The organism is Streptomyces sp. NPDC057287 (assembly GCF_042667905.1).
In the GTDB taxonomy this organism is placed as follows: domain Bacteria; phylum Actinomycetota; class Actinomycetes; order Streptomycetales; family Streptomycetaceae; genus Streptomyces.
Genome location: NZ_JBHUYV010000001.1, coordinates 610849 through 627734, shown reverse-complemented (window position 1 = coordinate 627734; position 16886 = coordinate 610849). Strand labels below are relative to the sequence as shown.

At 70.6% G+C, this 16886-nt stretch carries 16 protein-coding genes and 1 riboswitch; of the genes, 10 read left to right on the top strand and 6 right to left on the bottom strand.

Features of this window, described 5'->3' with window-relative positions:
* Positions 1-75: 75 nt before the first annotated feature.
* A complete protein-coding gene (gene proP, locus ACFUNE_RS02730) occupies positions 76-1572 on the bottom strand; it encodes a glycine betaine/L-proline transporter ProP (protein ID WP_329229344.1) in 1497 nt (498 codons plus the stop codon).
* A 127-nt stretch (positions 1573-1699) separates the two neighbouring features.
* Positions 1700-2167, bottom strand: coding sequence for a thioredoxin-dependent thiol peroxidase (gene bcp, locus ACFUNE_RS02725; RefSeq protein WP_383561452.1), 468 nt, complete (start codon positions 2165-2167; stop codon positions 1700-1702).
* A gap of 129 nt (positions 2168-2296) precedes the next feature.
* On the opposite strand from bcp, the gene ACFUNE_RS02720 reads away from it, so the two are divergent.
* The 3 genes from ACFUNE_RS02720 to ACFUNE_RS02710 all read left to right on the top strand — a co-directional run bounded on the left by ACFUNE_RS02720 (position 2297) and on the right by ACFUNE_RS02710 (position 3543).
* Positions 2297-2647 (top strand): DUF3618 domain-containing protein, encoded by a 351-nt coding sequence (locus tag ACFUNE_RS02720; protein ID WP_383561450.1) that lies wholly within the window; start codon positions 2297-2299, stop codon positions 2645-2647.
* A gap of 76 nt (positions 2648-2723) precedes the next feature.
* Positions 2724-3059: a GroES family chaperonin gene (locus ACFUNE_RS02715; protein WP_383561448.1), complete on the top strand. Its 336-nt coding sequence runs from the start codon at positions 2724-2726 to the stop codon at positions 3057-3059.
* 60 nt (positions 3060-3119) lie between these two features.
* Positions 3120-3185: riboswitch (guanidine-III (ykkC-III) riboswitch) on the top strand.
* A gap of 37 nt (positions 3186-3222) precedes the next feature.
* Positions 3223-3543: a multidrug efflux SMR transporter gene (locus tag ACFUNE_RS02710; RefSeq protein WP_065487469.1), complete on the top strand. Its 321-nt coding sequence runs from the start codon at positions 3223-3225 to the stop codon at positions 3541-3543.
* Between the two features lie 4 nt (positions 3544-3547).
* Here ACFUNE_RS02710 and ACFUNE_RS02705 read toward each other — a convergent pair whose 3' ends face one another.
* A complete protein-coding gene (locus ACFUNE_RS02705; protein ID WP_383561446.1) occupies positions 3548-6055 on the bottom strand; it encodes a transglycosylase domain-containing protein in 2508 nt (835 codons plus the stop codon).
* 147 nt (positions 6056-6202) lie between these two features.
* Here ACFUNE_RS02705 and ACFUNE_RS02700 point away from each other — a divergent pair, with 147 nt between their 5' ends.
* From ACFUNE_RS02700 to ACFUNE_RS02685, 4 genes are read left to right on the top strand one after another with little or no spacing between them, the layout of a single operon-like run.
* Positions 6203-7003 carry an ABC transporter permease gene (locus tag ACFUNE_RS02700; RefSeq protein WP_383561444.1) on the top strand — a complete coding sequence of 267 codons (801 nt, stop codon included), beginning with the start codon at positions 6203-6205 and terminating at the stop codon, positions 7001-7003.
* 7 nt (positions 7004-7010) lie between these two features.
* Positions 7011-7868, top strand: a complete 858-nt coding sequence (locus tag ACFUNE_RS02695) for an ABC transporter permease (protein WP_383561692.1) — start codon at positions 7011-7013, stop codon at positions 7866-7868.
* An 18-nt stretch (positions 7869-7886) separates the two neighbouring features.
* Positions 7887-8855: an ATP-binding cassette domain-containing protein gene (locus ACFUNE_RS02690; RefSeq protein ID WP_383561690.1), complete on the top strand. Its 969-nt coding sequence runs from the start codon at positions 7887-7889 to the stop codon at positions 8853-8855.
* A gap of 34 nt (positions 8856-8889) precedes the next feature.
* Positions 8890-9597 carry a DUF1707 domain-containing protein gene (locus ACFUNE_RS02685; RefSeq protein WP_383561442.1) on the top strand — a complete coding sequence of 236 codons (708 nt, stop codon included), beginning with the start codon at positions 8890-8892 and terminating at the stop codon, positions 9595-9597.
* Positions 9598-9706: 109 nt separating this feature from the next.
* On the opposite strand, the gene ACFUNE_RS02680 is transcribed toward ACFUNE_RS02685, so the two are convergent.
* Entirely contained in the window at positions 9707-10969 is a 1263-nt protein-coding gene (locus tag ACFUNE_RS02680) for an SGNH/GDSL hydrolase family protein (RefSeq protein WP_383561440.1), read from the bottom strand.
* 153 nt (positions 10970-11122) lie between these two features.
* On the opposite strand from ACFUNE_RS02680, the gene ACFUNE_RS02675 reads away from it, so the two are divergent.
* Complete coding sequence (locus ACFUNE_RS02675) at positions 11123-12574, top strand: DUF445 domain-containing protein (protein WP_383561438.1); 1452 nt, start codon at positions 11123-11125, stop codon at positions 12572-12574.
* A 175-nt stretch (positions 12575-12749) separates the two neighbouring features.
* Here ACFUNE_RS02675 and ACFUNE_RS02670 read toward each other — a convergent pair whose 3' ends face one another.
* Positions 12750-13052: a hypothetical protein gene (locus ACFUNE_RS02670; RefSeq protein ID WP_383561436.1), complete on the bottom strand. Its 303-nt coding sequence runs from the start codon at positions 13050-13052 to the stop codon at positions 12750-12752.
* 83 nt (positions 13053-13135) lie between these two features.
* Positions 13136-14584 carry an argininosuccinate synthase gene (argG, locus tag ACFUNE_RS02665; protein ID WP_383561434.1) on the bottom strand — a complete coding sequence of 483 codons (1449 nt, stop codon included), beginning with the start codon at positions 14582-14584 and terminating at the stop codon, positions 13136-13138.
* Positions 14585-14739: 155 nt separating this feature from the next.
* Here argG and ACFUNE_RS02660 point away from each other — a divergent pair, with 155 nt between their 5' ends.
* Both ACFUNE_RS02660 and ACFUNE_RS02655 read left to right on the top strand, forming a co-directional pair.
* Positions 14740-16212: an MFS transporter gene (locus tag ACFUNE_RS02660; RefSeq protein WP_383561432.1), complete on the top strand. Its 1473-nt coding sequence runs from the start codon at positions 14740-14742 to the stop codon at positions 16210-16212.
* Positions 16209-16844, top strand: coding sequence for a TetR family transcriptional regulator (locus ACFUNE_RS02655; protein WP_383561430.1), 636 nt, complete (start codon positions 16209-16211; stop codon positions 16842-16844). Before ACFUNE_RS02660 ends, ACFUNE_RS02655 begins: the two co-directional genes overlap by 4 nt.
* Positions 16845-16886 lie beyond the last annotated feature (42 nt).

The following is a 16886-nucleotide window of genomic DNA, read 5'->3' as shown; positions in this document are numbered from 1 at the left end:
GTCCGTAATGCGATGAGATACGGAAGGGCCCGTACCGCTTTGTGGCGGTACGGGCCCTTCCAGGACTTGCGTGTGTCAGAACTTCGGGTCCGGGCTCTGCGCGTGGACCAGTTCCGCCGCTTCCTCTTCCGTCTCGACCGAGGGCGGCGAGCCGGCGAGGGGCTGGTTGGCCGTCTCCTTCATGCAGGCCACCGCGATCACGCCGACCAGGGCCGCCGCCATCGCGTAGTACGCCGGCATCAGGTTCGAGCCGCTCCAGCTGATCAGGGCGGTGATCACCAGCGGGGTCGTACCGCCGAAGATCGAGGCCGAGAGGTTGTAGCCGACCGACAGGGAGCCGTAGCGGACGTTGGTCGGGAACAGGGCCGGGAGCGCGGCGGACATCGTGCCCAGCATGCAGACCAGGGAGAGGCCGAGCATGACCATGCCGATGGCGATCGCCGGGATGCTGCCCTGGCGGATCAGGAGGAACGACGGCAGGGAGAGGAACAGGAAGCCGAGCATTCCGGCCATCAGCAGCGGCTTGCGGCCGAAGCGGTCGGAGAGCTTGCCGAACTGGCTGATGATCAGCATCAGCAGGACCATGACGGCGAGCAGGATGAGCAGGCCGTGGGTCTCGCTGTAGCCGAGCTCGTCCGAGAGGTACGTCGGCATGTACGAGAGCAGCATGTAGTCGGCGATGTTGTAGGCGCCGACCAGCGCGATGCAGAGGATGAGCGTGGGCCAGTACTGGCGGAAGATCTTGGCGAGGTCGCCCTTGGCGGTGGACTCGACGTGGTCGGCCGCCTCCGAGGCGTGTGCCGTGCCGCCCTCCAGCTTCTGGAAGGCGGGCGTCTCGTCGAGGCGCAGTCGCAGGTAGAGGCCCACGAGGCCGAGGGGGCCGGCGACGAGGAACGGGATGCGCCAGCCCCAGGACTCCATCTGGGGGGTGTCCAGGAGGGCGTACAGGAGGGTGACGAGGCCGGCGGCGCCGACGTATCCGGCGAGGGTGCCGAATTCGAGGAAGCTGCCGTAGAAGCCGCGGCGCTTGTCGGGGGCGTACTCGGCGATGAAGGTCGAGGCGCCGCCGTACTCGCCGCCGGTGGAGAAGCCCTGGAGCATCCGGAAGAAGATCAGCAGGACGGCGGCCCAGACGCCGATGGTGCCGTGGGAGGGGATGAGGCCGATCGCGAAGGTGCCGATCGCCATGAGGATCATGGTGAGGGCGAGGACCTTCTTGCGGCCGATCTTGTCGCCCATGGGTCCGAAGAACATTCCGCCGAGCGGCCGGACGAGGAAGGCCACGGCGAAGGTCGCGAACGACGAGAGGAGCTGGGTGGTGTCGTTCCCGGAAGGGAAGAAGACATGCCCGATGGTGACGGCGAGGTAGGAGTAGATGCCGAAGTCGAACCACTCCATGGCGTTACCGAGTGACGCCGCCTTGACCGCGCGCTTGACCGCCTGGTCGTCGGTGATGGTGATGTCCGTCCGACGGAGCCGGGGGTTCTGGCGCTTCCGGATGGCCCGGAAGAGCGCCGGGTGGCGTTTGACCGCATCAGGGTCGGCCGCCTGGTGGGGGTCGGAGGCCGCCATGGCCGGTTCCTTTCGTCGAACGGTGTTCCAGGAAAGGCTTCTGCGCAGTCATGGCGGTTGCAAACCGAATCAACGGACGATTGCGATCTCGCTCACATATATTTCGGCCAAGATCCCCATGAACCGTTCAGATCCCGAGGTCCTTGATGATCTTGGCGACGTGGCCGGTCGCCTTGACGTTGTAGAGGGCCTTCTCCACCTTGCCCTCTTCGTCGACCACAAACGTGGAGCGGATCACGCCCGTCACCACTTTGCCGTAGAGCTTCTTCTCGCCGTAGGCGCCGTACGCCTCCAGGGTCTCCTTGGAGGGGTCGCCGACCAGGGTGACCTTGAGGTTCTCCTGCTCGCGGAACTTCGCGAGCTTCTCCGGCTTGTCGGGCGACACGCCGATGACGTCGTAACCGGCTCCCGCGAGGACGTCCAGGTTGTCCGTGAAGTCGCAGGCCTGCTTGGTGCAGCCGGGGGTAAGCGCGGCGGGGTAGAAGTAGACGATGACCTTGCGGCCCTTGTGGTCCGCGAGCGAGACCTCGTTGCCGTCGGCGTCCGGAAGGGTGAAGGCGGGGGCGGTGTCGCCGGTCTGGAGTCGCTCGCTCATGTTTCTCCTCGAGTGGCACGCGGGGTGTGTCGCACCGAGCGTAATAGGGGGTGCCGCCGGGTGTAGGGGCGGTGGAGCTGACAGACTGTCGATGAAGGTTTACCCGACGACGACCACGGAGGCGGCGCAGTGTCGGACACGAGGAGCCCTGCGCAGATCGAGGCGGACATCATCAGCAGGCGTGCGCAGCTCGCTGTGGTGCTGGACGAGATCGGGGTGCGGGTGCACCCGAAGACGATGATCGGTGACGCGAAGGCGAAGGTCGCGTCGACGGTGGACCGGACGGCCGGGCGGGCGTTCGTCGCGGTGAATCGTTCGGTTTCGGACGTGAAGGCCCAGTTCGTGGCCGAGGACGGTTCGCCGCGGCTGGAGCGGGTGATTCCTGCGGCGCTGGTGGTGGCCGGCGCGGTGGTGCTGCTGACGCTGTCCTCGGGGTCTTCGGGCTCGTCGCGTCGGTCTTCGCGGCGCAGGAGGCGCTGACGGCGGTTTCCGTGCGGCCCTCGGGCGTGCGGACCGGTTCGGGGCAGGTAGGTTTCGGGGCGTGAGGGACAACGGTATGAGCGACACCGACGACAAGCTGCCGATCCGGATGCTGCACGACCGTGTGCTGGTCCGGTCCGATTCGCCGGAGGGTGAGCGGCGGTCGGGCGGGGGCATCCTGATTCCGGCGACGGCTGCGGTGGGCCGGCGTCTGGCGTGGGCCGAGGTGGTCGCGGTGGGTCAGAACGTGCGGACCGTGGAGCCGGGTGACCGGGTGCTGTACGACCCGGAGGACCGTGCCGAGGTCGAGGTGCGGGGTGTGGCGTACGTGCTGATGCGTGAGCGGGACCTGCATGCGGTGGCGGCGGACCGGTTCGAGGGTTCGGTGGATTCGACCGGGCTGTATCTGTAGGCGGATGTGGCGTGAGTGGGCCTGGTGACTGTGGTCACCAGGCCTTTTGTCTGTTCTGTGGGCTTGCTACGGTGGTGTGACCCCGACGAGACGCGCCGTACCGGGTTTCCGTAAAGACGACGCACCCGTGTTGTTCCGTGTGTTTCGTCGTGGAGGTGCTGTCGTGGCGTGGGTTCTTCTGGTTGTCGCCGGTCTGCTGGAAGTGGGCTGGTCGATCGGGATGAAGTACACCGAGGGGTTCACCCGGTTGTGGCCGAGTGTGTTCACGGGTCTGGGGATCGTGGCGAGCATGATGCTGCTGTCGCATGCGGCGAAGACGCTGCCGATCGGTACGGCGTACGGCGTGTGGGTGGGGATCGGTGCGGCGGGTGCCGCGGTGCTGGGCATGGTGGTGCTGAACGAGCCGGTGACGGCCGCCCGTATCTTCTTCGTCTGTCTGCTGCTGGTGGCCGTGGTGGGGCTGAAGGCGACGTCCGGGCACTGAGTGGTCAGGGGCGGGTGGGGCCGTCGGGGCCCTGTCCGTCCCTTTCCTGCTGGTCGCGGGGCCGGCCGCCGGGGTGGTCGCGGGGCCGGCCGCCGGGTGGTCCGGCGGGTTCCCTGTCCTGGTGTTCTCCGCCGGGGCGCAGGGCGGCGGGTTCCCGGAGTCCGGGGGCGCGTGTCGGTGCGTCGGCGGGTGTGGCGGTGCGGGGGTTTCCCGCGGCGGGGGAGGGTGTGTCCCGTGTGCGCGTGCCGCCGTCGCGTTCCTGACGTGAGTCCTCGGTGCCGGGTTCGTCGGTGCCGTCCGTGTTCTCGGTGTTCTCGCGTTCCCCGCCGTCCTCCCGGTTCCTGCGTTCCCGGCGGTCCCCGGTGCCTCCGGCTTCCTCGGTGTCCTCGCCCTCGGCGCTCTCGTCCGGGTCGGGTTCCTCGGGGCCTTCGTCGGCTTCCAGGTCGAAGCCCTGTACCTCGCTGCCTTCCAGTGCGGCGCGGGTGTAGGCGGCCCAGGTCTGGGCGGGTGCGCCGCCGCCGTTCATGCGGGCGAGGCCGAGGGCGCCGTACAGGGGTTTCTGGACGCCGGTGCCGGGGTCCTGTCCCATGACGGCGATGACGGTGGCGAGGTCGGGGGTGTAGCCGGCGAACCAGGCGGCCTTGTCCTCCTCGGCGGTGCCCGTCTTGCCTGCGGCGGGGCGTCCCGCGCCGAGTGCGGCGGTTCCGGTGCCGCCGTCGACGACGCTCCGCAGGACGGAGGTGGTGGTGTCGGCGGCTTCGCGGGGGATGGCGCGACGGGTGGTCCTCGTGGGGAGGGGGATCTCGGTGCCGTTCTTGCTGATCTTGGCGACGAGGGTGTGGGGGCGCTGTTTGCCGTGGTCGGCGAGGGTGGCGTAGGCGGAGGCCATGTCGAGGACGCTGGCGGTGGCGGGGCCGAGTGCGATGGAGGGTGAGGCGGTGAGGTCGGGGGTGTCGCGGGGGATGCCGAGGGCGACCGCGGTGTCCTTGACCTCGTCGGGTCCGACGTCCTGGGCCATCTGGGCGTAGACGGCGTTGACCGACTTGTCGGTGGCTTCGCGGACGGTGATGGAGCCGTAGTCGACGTCGTCCTCGTTGGCGGGGGAGTAGCCGGTGGAGCCGGCGGCGCTCTGGACGGTGCGCTCGTTGGTGCCGTCGTAGCGGGTGTTGGGGGTGATGTCGCGGTCCTTCTGGGTGGTGGACCCGTTGGCGAGGGCGGCGGCGAGGACGAACGGCTTGAAGGTGGATCCGACCTGGTAGTCGCGGCGGGTGGCGTTGTTGACGAACTGTCTGGTGTAGTCGATGCCGCCGTAGAGGGCGACGACGTGGCCGGTGGCGGGGTCGACGGAGGCGCCGCCCGCGCGGACGTTGCGGTCGGCTTCGCGGTCGTCGCTGGTCTTGGAGAGGACGTTGTCCTCGACGGCTTCGACGAGGGCGTCCTGCTTCTTCTTCTGGAGGGTGGTGGTGATGCGGTAGCCGCCGGTGGCGAGGGTGTTCTCGTCGATGATCTTGTTCTTGGCGAGGTACTCCTCGACCGCGTGGACGATGTAGCCGCGCTGGCCGGAGAGTGCGGTGGCGGGCTTGGCCTTGCCGGGGACGGGGAAGGTCATGGCTTCGCGGTCGGCGGTGGTGAGCCAGTGGTGCTTGACCATGCCGTCGAGCACGTAGTCCCAGCGGGCGAGCACGGCCTTCTTGTTCTCGGGGTGGGCGCGGACGTCGTAGGAGCTGGGGGCGTTGAGCAACGAGGCGAGGTAGGCGCCTTCGCCGGCGTCGAGGTCGTCGACGTCCTTGCCGTAGTAGGCGTGGGAGGCGGCCTGGATGCCGTAGGCGTTGCGGCCGAAGTAGCTGGTGTTGAGATAGCCCTCGAGGATCTCGTCCTTGCTCTGTTCGCGGTCGAGCTTGATGGAGATGAAGAATTCCTTGGCCTTGCGGACGACGGTCTGTTCCTGGCCGAGGTAGTAGTTCTTGACGTACTGCTGGGTGATGGTGGAGCCGCCTTGCCTGCCCTTGCCGGTGACGGTGTTCCAGCCGGCGCGGAGGGTGGCCTTGATGTCGATGGCGTCCTCGGAGTAGAAGTCCCGGTCCTCGGCGGCGAGTACGGCGTGCTGGATGGTGGGGGGGATGCGGTCCAGCGCGATCTTCTCGCGGTTGATCTCGCCGTCGCGGGCGATGACGGTCTTCCCGTCCGCGTAGACGTAGACGTTGGCCTGGGCGGTCGCGGCGGCGTTGGCGGCGGGGATGTCGATGAGCTGGTAGCCGGCGATGAATCCGCCGACGAGGAGCAGTGCGAGGAGGAGTACGCCGCCGAGGACCATGCGCCAGGTGGGGACGGCCCGGCGCCATCCGGTGCGCTTGGGCCGCTTGGGGCGTTTCGTGCGCCGTTCGGGGGTGTGTGCGCCGTTCGGGTGCTGGGTCTCGGGGGAGGGGGGCGCGGCCGAGGGGTCTCGGGGTGCCCAGCCCTCGGAGCCCTGCCGGCCAGGGTCTCCGTCGTGCTGCGGTGGCTCGTCGCTCATGGCTGTGGAGGCTCCTCGACTGCGGATGATTTTCCTATAGTGCACTTTTCGGACGGATAACCCTCGGAACCCTCCGTGGAAATGGGGTCGCGGCGGCCGGGCGCCGTGGACTAACGTCGTGCGCTTTGGCGGAAGAGGGGGGGCGACGTGCGGCTCTATGCCGTGGTGGCGGCCGGTGGGTTCCGGCGGTATGCCACCTATCGGGTGGCGACGCTCGCGGGGGTGTTCACCAACACCGTCTTCGGCTTCATCATGGCGTACACGTACATCGCGCTGTGGGACGAGCGTCCGCACCTCGGCGGGTACGACATGTCGCAGGCGCTGACCTATGTGTGGCTGGGTCAGGCCCTGCTGATGACCTGCGCGATGATGGGCGGCGGCTTCGAGGACGAGCTGATGGAGCGCATCCGTACGGGCGACATCGCGGTCGACCTGTACCGGCCCGCCGATCTGCAGCTGTGGTGGCTGGCGGGTGACCTGGGCCGGGCGGCGTTCCATCTGCTGGGGCGCGGGATCGTGCCGCTGGTGCTGGGGGCGCTGGCCTTCGATCTGGCGCTGCCCGCCTCGCCCTGGACGTGGCTGGCGTTCCTCGTGTCCGTGGCGCTCGGGGTGGTGGTGAGCTTCGCGGTGCGCTTCCTGGTGGCACTGTCCGCGTTCTGGCTGATGGACGGGGCGGGGGCGATGCAGATCGCCTGGCTGGCCGGTCTCTTCTTCTCCGGGATGCTGCTGCCGCTGAATCTGTTCCCCGGGGTGCTGGGGGAGGTGGCGCGGGCGTTGCCGTGGTCGTCGCTGCTGCAGGTGCCCGCCGATGTGTTCCTCGGTACGTACGCGGGCTGGGATCTGCTGGAGGCGTACGCCTTCCAGGCCGGCTGGGCGGTGGCGTTGCTGCTGGCGGGACGGATGCTGCAGTCGGTGGCGACCAGGAGGGTGGTGGTCCAGGGTGGCTGACGTCCGGGTGGAGCGGGTTGCGGCTGCGAAGCCGGAGAAGACGTTCGAGGAACGGTCGCGGCTGGTGGAGGGGGTGCGGGCGTACGGGCTGATCGTGGCCATGTGGCTGCGCTCGACGATGGCCTACCGTGCGTCGTTCGTGATGACGACCCTCGGGAACTTCGTGGCGACGGGGCTGGACTTCGTCACGATCATGCTGATGTTCTCGCACGTCGACGTGCTGGGCGGCTTCACCCTGCCGGAGGTCGCGTTGCTGTACGGGACGTCGGCGACGGCCTTCGGGCTGTGCGATCTGGTGCTGGGGTCGATGGACCGGCTGGGGCGGCGGGTGCGGGACGGCACGCTGGACACGCTGCTGGTGCGGCCCGTGCCGGTGCTGGCGCAGGTGGCTGCGGACCGGTTCGCCCTGCGCAGGGTGGGGCGGATCACGCAGGGGCTGCTGGTGCTGGGCTACGCGCTGCTGACGCTGGACATCGCGTGGACGCCGCTGAAGGTGGCGATGCTGCCGCTGATGGTGCTGAGCGGGGCGGCCGTCTTCGGTGCGGTGTTCGTGGTGGGTGCGGCGTTCCAGTTCTACGCCCAGGACGCGTCGGAGGTGCAGAACGCGTTCACGTACGGGGGGACGACGCTGCTGCAGTATCCGCCGTCGGTCTTCGCGAAGGACCTGGTGCGCGGGGTGACGTTCGTGGTGCCGCTGGCGTTCGTGAGCTGGCTGCCCGCCCTGTACGTGCTGGGGCGGGACTATCCGCTGGACCTGCCCCGGTGGGTGGCGTTCCTGCCGCCGGTGGTGGCGGCGGGGTGCTGGGTGCTGGCCGGGCTGGCGTGGCGGGTGGGGCTGCGGGCGTACCGCAGTACGGGAAGCTGAGGAGTGGGCGTGGACGACATGGACTTCATCGAGCTCGACGGCGTCGAGAAGGTCTTCGACGTGCGCCGCAGGACGGGCTTCATGCGCCGTGAGCGGCGTGAGGTGCGAGCGGTGGACGGGATCAGTTTCCGGGTGCCCCGGGGCGAGATGGTCGGCTACATCGGCCCGAACGGGGCGGGCAAGTCGACGACGATCAAGATGCTGACGGGCATCCTCACGCCGAGCGGGGGCCGGCTGCGGGTCGCGGGGATCGATCCCTCCCGGGAGCGTACGAGGCTGGCGCACCGGATCGGGGTGGTGTTCGGGCAGCGCACGACCCTGTGGTGGGATCTGCCGCTGCGTGACTCGTACCGGCTGATGCACCGGATGTACCGGATCCCGGACAGCCGTTACCGGGAGAACCTGGACCGGTGCGTCGAACTCCTGGACCTCGGGCCGCTGCTGGAGGTTCCGGTGCGTCAGCTGTCGCTGGGGCAGCGGATGCGGGGGGACATCGCGGCGGCGCTGCTGCACGATCCGGAGGTGCTGTACCTGGACGAGCCGACGATCGGTCTGGACGTGGTCTCCAAGGCGAAGGTGCGGGACTTCCTGCGGGACCTGAACGCGGAGCGGTCGACGACCGTGCTGCTGACCACGCACGATCTGACGGACATCGAGCAGCTGTGCAAGCGGGTGATGGTGATCGACCACGGCCGGCTGGTGTACGACGGCACGCCGGCAGGGCTGCACGAGGTGGGGGAGAGCGAGCGCACGCTCGTCGTGGACCTGGAGCGGGAGCTGCCGCCGATCGAGCTGGGGTCGGAGCCCTCGGTGCGGGTGGTGAAGGTGGAGGGGCCCCGGCAGTGGCTGGCGTTCCCCGCGGCCGCCTCGGCCGCGCCGCTGGTGGCCCGTATCGCGGCGGACTATCCCCTGGTCGACCTGTCGGTGCGGGAGCCGGACATCGAGTCCGTGATCGCGAAGATGTACGTGTCGGATTCTGCTCTCTAGGCCCGTCCGGCGGTCGCTCTATAGGGTGCCCGGTATGACAAGTGAGAACCCGGACATGCGTGCCTCCGACGCGGAACGTGAACGGGTCGCCGAGACCCTGCGGGAGGCCGTTGCCGAGGGCCGGCTGGAGATGGACGAGTTCGAGCAGCGGCTCGACGCGACGTTCAAGGCGCGTACGCACGGGGAGTTGGTGCCGCTGGTGAGTGACCTGCCGGTGCCGGGTGAGCCCGCCCGGCCGGTGGCGGGGCCGGTGGCGGGGGCGGGCGGCTCGTCCGCCGACTGGCCCTCGCGGATCGGTGGTGCTCCCACCTCGTCGGGAGGGTTCGCCTTCTGGGGCGGGTTCAGCCGCAAGGGCCGCTGGACGGTGGGGCCGACGTTCACCGCGTTCGCGATGTGGGGCGGTGGTGAGATCGATCTGCGCGAGGCGTACTTCGCGGAGCGCGACGTCGTGATCCGCTGCTTCACGATCATGGGCGGGATGCAGGTGACGGTGCCACCGGACGTCGACCTCCAGGTCAGCGGGTTCGGTGTCATGGGCGGGTTCGGCGAGCACTCCAGGCTCGACGAGGAGCCGGAGGTCGCACCGGGCGCACCGCGGGTCAAGGTCACCGGGTTCGCGCTGATGGGCGGGGTCGGTGTGGAGCGCAAGCGGCGGAAGTCGGAGAAGCGGCGGCTGCGGGAGCAGGAGCGGCTGCGGCTGGAGAAGCCGGACACGGGGGACGGGCGCAAGGAGCTGGGCTGAGCCGGCGGTGCGCCCGGCCCCCGGGTGGTGCGCCCGGGGAGTGAGGTCCTCGGAGGAGGCACGCCGGCGCCCGGGACGGTGAACGTCCCGCGCGCGGCCCTCCGTTCCGTCAGAAGGCGTCGGCCTTGGGTGTCCCGTCCACCGTGCCGAGGCCGACGGCGTGGCCCATGGCGTGGTAGCCGGCGTCGTTGAAGTGGAGCCGGTCGCCGGAGTCGTACTCGGGCAGGATCCGGTTCGGCGCGTAGGGGTCGCGCACGGCCCGGTCGAAGTCGACGTACGCGTCGAAGATCCGGCCGGAGCGGATCTCCTCGTTGACCGCCAGGCGTACGGCGTTGCGTTCGGGTGTCCAGTTGGAGTAGCCCTGGAAGGGCGTCAGGGTCGCTCCGACGACCCGCAGTCCCTGGGCGTGCGCGCGCTCGGTGAGGGCGCGCAGCCCGGCCGTGATGCGCCGGGGGTCCGGTTCCTGGGGGTACTGCTGCACGTCGTTGATGCCGAGAGCGATGATCACGGTCTTGGCGCCGGTGACGGACAGGACGTCGCGGTCGAAGCGGCGGGTCGCGCTCTGTCCGCCGAGGTTCTTCACGTCGCCCAGGGCGAGCGGGCTGTCGCGCAGGAGACGGTTGCCGGCGATGCCCTGGTTGGCGATCCCGTAGAGGTGCCGCAGCCGGTCGGAGAGGACGTCCGTCCAGCGGCTGTCGGCGTCGGTGGTGGAGCCGCTGCCCGCGGTGAGGGAGTCGCCGATGACGACGATCGCCCCGGGTGACGTCTTGTTGCGGACGTCGACGGCCGTCAGGTAGCGCCACCGGGTGGTGCTCCAGGTGGCGTGGTCGTCGGCCAGGTAGGACGTCTGGTGGGTGTTGGGGTGCTGGGTGACGGGCCCGGTGGCGTACGGGGTGCGGAGGGTGACCTCCAGGTCGGAGTCCGGGGCGACGGGCACGACGACGGGGTCGCTGACGACCTGTCGGCCGGCGGCGACGGTGACGGTGGGCAGCCCCTGGAAGGTCACCTGGCGGGTGTTGACGGCGACCTGGTCGATGACGAGCGGGGCGGCGCCGAAGAGGTTGGACAGGGTGATGCGGGCGGCGTCACCACCGACGCTGGTGTGCACGATGTTGCGGATGGTGCGGCCGGGGTAGCCCTGTGCGGAGTTCGGCTCCGCGCTGACGGGGGCTCCGGTCCAGGTGGCGACCCAGGTGCCGGCGGAGTTGGCCGGTGCGGCGGGATTGCGGGCGGCCGTGCGCGTTTCCGGCCCGCCGAGCGGTGCCTGCCGGTCCTCGGTGATCAGCGAGGTGCCGAACGCGACGGCGGTGGCGAGCGTGGCGGTGCCTGCTGCGAGGGCGATGAGCAGGGCATACCCCTGGCGCCTGGGCATCTGCGGTGGTTCTCCTTGTGGTGTCCGGCCCGTGGTTCGGGTTGCTCTCATGATGCGACAGGCCCCGGGGAACTCGACGTGCGGCCCGGGAGTAGGTGAGGTAGGGACAATGCGTACGGCACGGCGTGACGCGTACGCGGACGGGTGGAGCGGATGGAACAGGACGCGGGACAGGGAACGGGATCCGGGCCGGGCGGCCATGAGTCCGGGCGGTCCGGGGCCACGCCGGCGGGCGTCGGTGCCGCGCCCGGCGGGCAGCAGGCTCCGGGGACGGGGGGCGGTGAGGCGGGGCCCGCCACGCCGCCCGGGGGCGCCGGTGTGCGGGCGAGGCCGTCGCTGGGCGGGTTCGCGTACACCGCCGCGGATGAGGAGAAGCGGCGCGGTGTGCGCCGCATGAAGACCACAGCCACAGGTCTGCTCCTGCTCGTCGCTCTCGTGTACGTCCTCGCCACCTGGGCGGGGAACGCGGGTGTGGGCGGCTGGCCGGGCTACGTCGCAGCGGCTGCCGAGGCGGGGATGGTCGGTGCGCTGGCGGACTGGTTCGCCGTCACGGCGCTCTTCCGGCGCCCGCTCGGTCTGCCCATTCCGCACACTGCCATCATTCCTACCAAGAAGGACCAGTTGGGGGAGTCACTCGGTTCCTTCGTGGGCGAGAATTTTCTCTCCGGAGACGTCGTTCGTGACCGAATTCACGCGCTGGGCGTCGGTTCTCGCCTCGGAGCGTGGCTGGCGGAGCCGGAACACGCGGACCGGGTCACCGCCGAGCTGGCCACCGCGCTGCGCGGAGCGCTGACCGTGCTGCGGGACTCCGATGTGCAGGCGGTCGTCGGGGAGGCGATCACCCGGCGGGCGGACGCGGTGGAAGTCGGCCCGGGGATGGGCAAGATGCTGGAGAAGATCGTCTCGGACGGCGGTCACCGCAGGGTGGTCGACCTCGTCTGCGTGCGGGCGCACGACTGGCTGGTCCTGCACGGTGACTCCGTGATGGACGCGGTGCAGGGCGGGGCGCCCGGCTGGACGCCGCGGTTCGTCGACAAGCGGGTGGGGGAGCGGGTCTACAAGGAACTGCTGCGGTTCGTCACGGAGATGCGTGACATGCCGGGCCATCCGGCGCGCGGCTCGATCGACACGTTCCTGACGGACTTCGCCGCCGACCTCCAGACGGACACGGACACCCGACTCCGGGTGGAGCGGCTGAAGTCGGAGATCCTGGGGCGCGGTGAGGTCCAGGACGTCATCGCCTCCGCCTGGTCCTCCGTCCGCTCGATGATCATCGCGGCTGCGGAGGACGAGCGGAGCGAGCTGCGGCTGCGGGCCCGGGCCTCGTTGATGTCGCTGGGCGCCAGGCTGTCCACGGACGAGCGGCTCCAGGCCAAGCTGGAGGGCTGGCTGGAGGACGCGGCGGCGTACGTCGTGACGACGTACCGCACGGAGATCACCTCGCTGATCAGCGACACGGTGGCCGGGTGGGACGCGGACCAGACGTCGAAGAAGATCGAGGCGCACATCGGACGCGACCTGCAGTTCATCCGGATCAACGGCACGGTGGTGGGCGCGTTGGCCGGGCTGGCGATCTACTCGGTGTCCCACGCGCTGGGAGGCTGACCGGAGACGTGCCCGTCCTGTCGTGGCGGGCACGCCCCCGGGTCACGCGGGGAGTTGCTCTTCAGTACGCACCCCGCGGCGCCCGTGTTCAATCCCCGGGCACGGACTTTCTCGCGCGCGGGGCGAGCGGACCCGGTTTCCGGTGGTGCGGTGCGGCCGTGCGGAGTGCGGGTGGTCAGGCGCTGCGCCGGGTGACGGCCCAGGACGCGGCGGCGACCCCGCCGGCGACGGTGAACACCGCGGGCCAGGCGCCGACCTTCTTGGCGAGCGGGTGCGATCCGGCGAACGCGGCGACGTAGGCGACGGTCAGCCCGGTGGCCGCCCTGGCGCCGGCCTGCCGGTTCCATCCGTACGCCGCCACCGTGCCGGCGGCCGCCAGCGCGACGCCGCCCAGCGGGCGCTTCTTCGTCCAGCGGGCGATCGCGTACCCGCCGACGAGACCGCTCGCCGCCACTGCCGCTGCCGGGACCTTCGCCATTGCCGCCACCTTCGCTCTCCTGCGTCTCCGTCCGGGGATCCGAGGATAGGCCGCCCGCCCGGAGGCGGGCCGCCCCGCCCCCGTCAGTCGGTGCCGAACTCCATCGCGGCGCGGTCCAGCAGCGCCTCGTCGCCGGAGACCTCGCCGCGCGAGGCGATGGCCTGGGCGCCGCCTTCCGGCATGGCGCCGATCAGGCCGGTCGCCGCCGCCTGTGCGGCGCCGATCAGCGAGGGCTGGCCCGTGCCGACGAGGCCGAGGCCGGCGAACTGCTCCAGCCGGGCGCGGGAGTCGGCGATGTCGAGGTTGCGCATGGTGAGCTGGCCGATGCGGTCCACCGGGCCGAACGCCGAGTCCTCGGTGCGCTCCATCGACAGCTTGTCCGGGTGGTAGCTGAACGCGGGGCCGGTGGTGTTCAGGACCGAGTAGTCCTCGCCGCGCCGCAGCCGCAGGGTGACCTCGCCGGTGACTGCCGAGCCGACCCAGCGCTGAAGCGACTCGCGGACCATCAGTGCCTGCGGGTCCAGCCAGCGGCCCTCGTACATCAGCCGCCCGAGGCGCCGGCCCTCGTTGTGGTAGTGGGCGAGGGTGTCCTCGTTGTGGATGGCGTTGACGAGGCGTTCGTAGACGGCGTGCAGGAGCGCCAGGCCGGGTGCCTCGTAGATGCCGCGGCTCTTCGCCTCGATGATGCGGTTCTCGATCTGGTCCGACATGCCGAGGCCGTGGCGGCCGCCGATCGCGTTGGCCTCCATCACCAGGTCGACGGGGGTGGCGAACGTCTTGCCGTTGATCGTGACCGGGCGGCCCTGGTCGAAGCCGATCGTGACGTCCTCGGTGGGGATCTCGACCGAGGGGTCCCAGAACCGGACGCCCATGATCGGGTCGACGGTCTCCACACCGGTGTCGAGGTGCTCCAGCGTCTTCGCCTCGTGGGTGGCGCCCCAGATGTTGGCGTCGGTGGAGTAGGCCTTCTCGGTGCTGTCGCGGTAGGGCAGCCCGTGGGCCACCAGCCACTCCGACATCTCCTTGCGGCCGCCCAGCTCGGTGACGAAGTCGGCGTCGAGCCACGGCTTGTAGATGCGCAGGTGGGGGTTGGCGAGGAGACCGTAGCGGTAGAACCGCTCGATGTCATTGCCCTTGAACGTCGATCCGTCGCCCCAGATCTGTACGTTGTCCTCGAGCATCGCCCGGACCAGCAGCGTCCCGGTGACGGCGCGGCCGAGCGGCGTGGTGTTGAAGTACGCGCGGCCGCCCGAGCGGATGTGGAACGCGCCGCAGGCGAGCGCGGCCAGGCCCTCCTCGACGAGCGCCGCCCGGCAGTCGACCAGGCGCGCGATCTCGGCGCCGTAGGCCTTCGCGCGGCCGGGCACCGACGCGATGTCGGGCTCGTCGTACTGGCCGATGTCGGCGGTGTAGGTGCACGGGACGGCACCCTTGTCGCGCATCCACGCGACCGCGACCGAGGTGTCGAGGCCGCCCGAGAAAGCGATGCCGACGCGCTCGCCGGTGGGCAGGGAGGTGAGAACCTTAGACATAGGAAGAGTATGCACTCGTTGGTATGTATATGCAAATGCCGCCGGACAGGGCCGCGGGGGCGGGCTCCGGGCTTCCGTGTCGCGGGGGTGCACAAGCGTTTACCCTGAGGGGTGAACGCTTGTGCACCCCTCTTCTCCCCGTGTACGGAGCCCCGATGACCGCACCCGTCCCCGCCGCCGCCCCGCACCACCCACGCCTCGCCGTCGGCGTCCTGGCCTTCTGCGGCGTCGTGGTCGCGATCATGCAGACGATCGTCGTCCCGCTGCTCCCGCACATACCGGAGCTCACCGGCGCCACCCCCTCGGCCGCCAGCTGGCTGGTCACCGTCACCCTCCTCACCGGTGCGGTGTTCACCCCCGTGCTCGGCCGGGTCGGCGACATGTACGGCAAGCGGCGCGTCCTCGTCGCCTCCCTGGGCGTCCTCGTCGTGGGCTCCGTGCTCTGCGCCGTCAGCTCGCAGATCGGCGTGCTGATCGCCGGCCGCGCGCTGCAGGGCGCCGCCATCGCCGTCGTACCCCTGGGCATCAGCATCCTGCGCGACGAACTGCCGCCCGAGCGGGTCCTGTCCGCGGTGGCGCTGATGAGCTCCACGATGGGCATCGGCGCCGCCGTGGGCCTGCCGGTCGCGGCGGTGGTCATCCAGAACTTCGAGTGGCACACCATGTTCTGGGTCTCCGGCGCCATCGGCCTCCTCGACGTCGCCCTGGTGCTGCGCTTCGTGCCCGAGTCCCCGATCCGCTCCCGCGGCCGGTTCGACGTGCTGGGCGCGCTGGGGCTGACCGCCGCGCTGGTCTGCCTGCTGCTCGCCGTCACCCAGGGCGGAGGCTGGGGCTGGACGTCGGTGACCACCCTCGGCCTGCTCGTCGCCGCCGTGGTGATCGCGCTGGTGTGGGGGGCGTACGAGCTCCAGGTGCGCACCCCCATGGTCGACCTGCGGGTGTCGGCCCGCCCCGCCGTGCTGCTCACCAACATCGCGGCCCTGCTGATCGGCTTCGCGTTCTACGCCAACTCCCTGGTCACCGGCCAGATGGTGCAGGAGCCGAAGGCCACCGGCTACGGGCTCGGCGCCTCGCTCGTCGTCAGCGGGCTGTGCCTGCTGCCGGGCGGCGTCACGATGGTGCTGCTCTCGCCGGTGTCCGCCCGCATCTCCGGCAAGCACGGCCCGAGGACCAGCCTCGCGCTGGCCTCCGTGATCATCGCCGTCGGCTACGTGGTGCGGTACTTCACCAGCCACAGCCTCTGGACGATCATCGCGGGCGCCACCGTCGTCGCGGCGGGCACGGCGATCGCGTACTCCGCGCTCCCGGCGCTGGTGATGCGGGGCGTCCCCGTCAGCGAGACGGGCGCCGCCAACGGCCTCAACACCCTGATGCGCTCGGTCGGCCAGGCCTTCTGCAGTGCCACGGTGGCCGCGGTCCTCGCCGACATGACCTTCCTGGCTGCCGGGCGCAGGGCTCCGACGCTGGGCGCCTACCAGCTGGTCTTCCTGATCGCGGCGGGCGCGGCGCTGCTGGCCCTCGCGGTGACGCTGTGCCTGCCGGGCGCCCGCGCGGGTGCGGGTACGGTCGGGGGGAAACGCAGGAGCAGCGGCCGTACGCGGGCGATGCCGATCCAGGGGGGCGCATGACCGCCCGAACCACCGCGACGACGCCGTCGAAGGCCGGTACGACGGCGCCGGAGGCCGGAGCCACGGCGCCGGAGGCCGGTACGACGGCGCCGGAAGCAGCAGCCACGGGCAAGGACGCGATCCTCCTCGCCGCCCGCCGCGCGTTCACGCAGCGGCCCTACGCGGAGGTGACGATCCGCGGCATCGCGGCCGACGCGGGGGTGAGCGCGTCGCTCGTGGTGAAGCACTTCGGGCGCAAGGAGGAACTCTTCAACACCGTCGCCGACTTCGGGCCGGCCGCCGAGGAGCTCTTCGACGCCCCGCTCGACGCCCTGGGCCGCCACATGGTGCTGACGCTCGTGCGCAGGCGTCGGGAGCAGAAGGGGGACCCCCTGCTGCGGGTCGTCTTCTCCCTCGGCAACCACGACGAGCGCTCCCTGCTCCGCGACCGGTTCCACGAACAGGTCACCGCCCGCCTGACCGCCCGTCTCCCCGGCCGCGAACGCGCCCTGCGCGCCGAGCTGATCGCGGGCCACCTCATCGGCCTGGGCGCCACCCTCAGCCTGCACCGCGAGGGCGCGGGCTCCCACGCGACGCCCGAGCACCTCGCGGACCTGTACGCCCCCGCGCTGCAGAGCCTGGTCGTCCGCTGATCAGCCGGGGACGCTAAGGTCTGGGCCAACTGACGAGGGGGG

Coding starts and splice junctions, on each gene's coding strand:
- ACFUNE_RS02705 (WP_383561446.1), bottom strand. CDS start 6,055: ATGAGCGACGAGCCACCGCAGCACGACGGAGACCCTGGCCGGCAGGGC.
- argG (WP_383561434.1), bottom strand. CDS start 14,584: ATGTCTAAGGTTCTCACCTCCCTGCCCACCGGCGAGCGCGTCGGCATC.
- ACFUNE_RS02670 (WP_383561436.1), bottom strand. CDS start 13,052: ATGGCGAAGGTCCCGGCAGCGGCAGTGGCGGCGAGCGGTCTCGTCGGC.
- ACFUNE_RS02655 (WP_383561430.1), top strand. CDS start 16,209: ATGACCGCCCGAACCACCGCGACGACGCCGTCGAAGGCCGGTACGACG.
- proP (WP_329229344.1), bottom strand. CDS start 1,572: ATGGCGGCCTCCGACCCCCACCAGGCGGCCGACCCTGATGCGGTCAAA.
- bcp (WP_383561452.1), bottom strand. CDS start 2,167: ATGAGCGAGCGACTCCAGACCGGCGACACCGCCCCCGCCTTCACCCTT.
- ACFUNE_RS02675 (WP_383561438.1), top strand. CDS start 11,123: ATGGAACAGGACGCGGGACAGGGAACGGGATCCGGGCCGGGCGGCCAT.
- ACFUNE_RS02680 (WP_383561440.1), bottom strand. CDS start 10,969: ATGCCCAGGCGCCAGGGGTATGCCCTGCTCATCGCCCTCGCAGCAGGC.
- ACFUNE_RS02715 (WP_383561448.1), top strand. CDS start 2,724: ATGAGCGACACCGACGACAAGCTGCCGATCCGGATGCTGCACGACCGT.
- ACFUNE_RS02660 (WP_383561432.1), top strand. CDS start 14,740: ATGACCGCACCCGTCCCCGCCGCCGCCCCGCACCACCCACGCCTCGCC.
- ACFUNE_RS02690 (WP_383561690.1), top strand. CDS start 7,887: ATGGACTTCATCGAGCTCGACGGCGTCGAGAAGGTCTTCGACGTGCGC.
- ACFUNE_RS02685 (WP_383561442.1), top strand. CDS start 8,890: ATGACAAGTGAGAACCCGGACATGCGTGCCTCCGACGCGGAACGTGAA.